Raw genomic sequence first — 3,166 nt, forward strand, 5'->3', positions numbered from 1 at the left:
GCGCGGCGCTGCTGGTCACCACCGCCGCCGCGGCCGCCCAGGGCAGCACGGCGCTGGCGGCGCACCAGGTGGTCTCGAGCGTGTGGTCGCTGCTCGCCCTGACCCTGGACGCCCTGGCGATCGCCGCCCAGACGATCACCGGGCGGGCCCTGGGGGCCGGGGACGTCGCCGGAGCGCGCGCGGCGACCGCCCGCACCGTCCGCTGGGGCGCGCTCACCGGCGCGGCGACGGGGGCGGCGCTGCTCGTCAGCGCCCCGTTCCTGCCGGCGCTGTTCAGCGACGACCATGGGGTGCGCGAGGCGATGACCGCGGCGCTGCTCGTGGCCGCTCTCGCCCAGCCGCTGGCCGGCGTCGTCTTCGTGCTCGACGGCGTCCTCATCGGCGCCGGGGACGGCCGCTACCTCGCCGCCGCGAGCGTGGCCACGCTGGCGGCCTACCTGCCGCTGGCCCTCGCGGTGCACCGGTGGGCGCCCGGCGGCACGACCGGGCTGGTGCTGCTGTGGGCCGCCTTCGCCGGCGCCTTCATGGCCGCCCGGGCGGTCACCCTGGCGCTGCGAGCCCGCACGGGCGCGTGGGCGGTCCCCGGCGCCCTGCGCTGATCCGCCGGCAGCGCGGCGACGGGGTGGGCGACGGGGACGCACGACGGCGCCCGCCCCTCCGCGGTGCGGGAGGGCGGGCGCCGTCGTGGTGGTGCTGGTGCCGGCGGTCAGGCCTCGGGGACGACCTCGAGGTCGATCGAGGCGGAGACCTCCGCGTGCAGGCGGACCTGCACCGTGTAGCTGCCGATCGCGCGGATCGGGTTGCCGATCTCGACCTTGCGGCGGTCGAGGTCCTGGCCGATGCCGGCCTTGACCGCGGTCGCCACGTCGGCCGGGGTGATGGCGCCGAAGAGGCGACCGCCCTGGCCGGTGCGGGCGGTGACGCGCACGGCGCCCTGCTCGAGCCGCTGCTTGATCGCCTTGGCCTCGTCGAGGGTGGCGATCTCGCGGGTGGCGCGGGCGGCGCGGATCTGCGCCACCTGCTTCTCGCCGCCCTTGGTCCAGCGGGTGCCGAGACCGCGCGGGATCAGGAAGTTGCGGCCGTAGCCGTCCTTGACCTCCACGACGTCGCCGGGGGCACCGAGACCGGTGACCTCCTGGGTGAGGATGAGCTTCACGTCGACTCCTCTCAGCGCGCGGAGCTGGTGTAGGGCAGGAGCGCCATCTCGCGGGCGTTCTTGACCGCGATGGCGATCTGGCGCTGCTCCTGGACGGACACGCCGGTCACGCGGCGGGCGCGGATCTTCCCGCGGTCGGAGATGAACTTCCGCAGCAGGGCGGTGTCCTTGTAGTCGACCGTGGTGATCTTCGCCGCCTTGAGCGGGTTCATCTTCTTCTTGGGCTTGCGGACTACTGGCTTGGCCATCGTGGTGCTCCTCCTCTGGGAGCCCGGGCCCTGCCGGGGCCCGGGATGGGGTGGTCGTGGGGCCGCGCGCGGCGGTGGGCCGGGCGCGGGTCGTGCGAGGTCGAGCAGCGGGCGGCGCGGAGCCGCCCGGCACGATCAGAAGGGCGGCTCGTCGCTGTAGGAGCCGCCGCCCCAGCTGCCGCCGGAGCCGGAGCCCCCGCCGGAGCCGGAGCCCCCGCCGGAGCCGGCGCCGGATCCGCCGCCGCTGGAGGGGCCCGTGGCCCACGGGTCGTTGCCCGCAGCGGGCGCGCCGCCGAAGCCGCCGCCGCCCTGCGCGCCACCGCCGCCACCGCCGCCGCCGAAGCCGCCGCCCCCACCGCCACCGCCGCCGCGCTGGGTCTTGTTGACCTTGGCCGTGGCGTAGCGGAGGGAGGGACCGACCTCGTCGACCTGCATCTCGACGACGGTGCGCTTCTCCCCCTCCTTGGTGTCGTAGGAGCGGGAGACCAGTCGACCGGTGACGATCACCCGGGCGCCGCGCTGGAGCGACTCGGCCACGTTCTCAGCCGCGTCGCGCCACACCGAGCAGCGCATGAACAGCGTCTCGCCGTCCTTCCACTCGTTCGTCTGGCGGTCGAACGTGCGGGGGGTGGAGGCCACCGTGAACCCGGCCACCGCCGCCCCCGAGGGGGTGAAGCGCAGCTCGGGGTCGTTGGTCAGGTTTCCGATCACCGTGATGACGGTCTCGCCGGCCATGGCTGCTCCTCGCTGCGGGTGTGCTGGGGGTGGTGGCGCTGGTGCTGGTGCTGCGGTGCGTCAGCGAGCGTCGGGGCGCATGAGCTTCGTGCGCAGGACGGACTCGTTGAGGTTGAGCTGGCGGTCCAGCTCCTTGGCCGTCGCGGGCTCGGCGGTCATGTCGACCACCGCGTAGATGCCCTCGGACTTCTTGTTGATGTCGTAGGACAGGCGACGGCGGCCCCAGATGTCGACCTTGTCGACGGTGCCACCGCCCTGGCGGACGACGTTGAGGAACCGGTCGAGCGACGGGGCCACGGTGCGCTCCTCGAGCTCTGCATCGAGGATCACCATCAGTTCGTAGTGACGCATACGGCTACCCACCTCCTCTGGACTCAGGCGGCCACGGTCTCTCCGTGGCAGGAGGGCTGGTGCGTCTGCTCCGCGGCGTGGACCAGGTCGGTCCGGCCCTCGGAGCGGGTCAAGACTACCGGGAGAGCGGGGCCGCTCGCTCCGCTCGTCCCCAGGTGGCCTCCTCGGCCCCGTCGGCCGGTGCGCGCAGGCCCTGGACGGCGAGGTTCGCCAGCGCCACCAGGCGCAGTGCGAGCAGCGTCCCGTAGGCCCACGCGGGCAGCGCGCGGTCGGGCGTGCTCGTGCCGTAGAGGTACAGCCAGGTCCCGGTGGCGTAGGCCACCTCGGCCGCTGCCCAGGGCAGGTGGGCGCTCCAGCGCGGTGCCGCCAGGGCCGCCAGCGGCAGCACCACGAGGGTCGCTTGCACGGGGACGGCCGGCGCGACGACGAGCGCTCCGACGACGAGCAGCAGCGCCGTGGACGCGACCGGCACCGGCGCCCGGCCGCGCAGCGCCCGCACGGCCGCGAGGGCCACGACGACGGCCAGGCCGAGCCCGGCCAGGACCCCCGCCGCGCCCGCGGGCAGCGGGTGCCCGTCGAGCCCGGGCAGCAGCCACAGGGACCCGTACCCGGCGCTGCTGGAGGTGCCGGCGGTCAGGGAGGCGCCCTCGGTGCTGGGCACGAGGCGCACGAGTGG

General features: G+C 75.3%; 5 protein-coding genes and 1 pseudogene. 1 reads left to right on the top strand and 5 read right to left on the bottom strand.

All coding sequences use genetic code 11. From position 1 onward, the window contains the following. Nucleotides 1-599: MATE family efflux transporter (locus tag AC5FZL_RS16105; protein ID WP_493619891.1), on the top strand; the 599-nt coding region annotated here is incomplete at its 5' end. A gap of 107 nt (nt 600-706) precedes the next feature. On the opposite strand, the gene rplI is transcribed toward AC5FZL_RS16105, so the two are convergent. The 5 genes and pseudogenes from rplI to AC5FZL_RS16130 form a co-directional block, all read right to left on the bottom strand. After that, nucleotides 707-1,156 (bottom strand): 50S ribosomal protein L9, encoded by a 450-nt coding sequence (gene rplI / locus AC5FZL_RS16110; protein ID WP_493619892.1) that lies wholly within the window; start codon nt 1,154-1,156, stop codon nt 707-709. A gap of 11 nt (nt 1,157-1,167) precedes the next feature. Next, entirely contained in the window at nt 1,168-1,404 is a 237-nt protein-coding gene (rpsR, locus tag AC5FZL_RS16115) for a 30S ribosomal protein S18 (RefSeq protein WP_493619893.1), read from the bottom strand. Nucleotides 1,405-1,539: 135 nt separating this feature from the next. After that, nucleotides 1,540-2,139, bottom strand: a complete 600-nt coding sequence (locus AC5FZL_RS16120; RefSeq protein ID WP_493619894.1) for a single-stranded DNA-binding protein — start codon at nt 2,137-2,139, stop codon at nt 1,540-1,542. A gap of 60 nt (nt 2,140-2,199) precedes the next feature. Then, nucleotides 2,200-2,490 (bottom strand): 30S ribosomal protein S6, encoded by a 291-nt coding sequence (gene rpsF, locus AC5FZL_RS16125; RefSeq protein ID WP_493619895.1) that lies wholly within the window; start codon nt 2,488-2,490, stop codon nt 2,200-2,202. Between the two features lie 115 nt (nt 2,491-2,605). Beyond that, a pseudogene (locus AC5FZL_RS16130) lies at nt 2,606-3,166 on the bottom strand (hypothetical protein); the annotation flags it as partial.

This window comes from Quadrisphaera sp. DVD1, assembly GCF_058932755.1.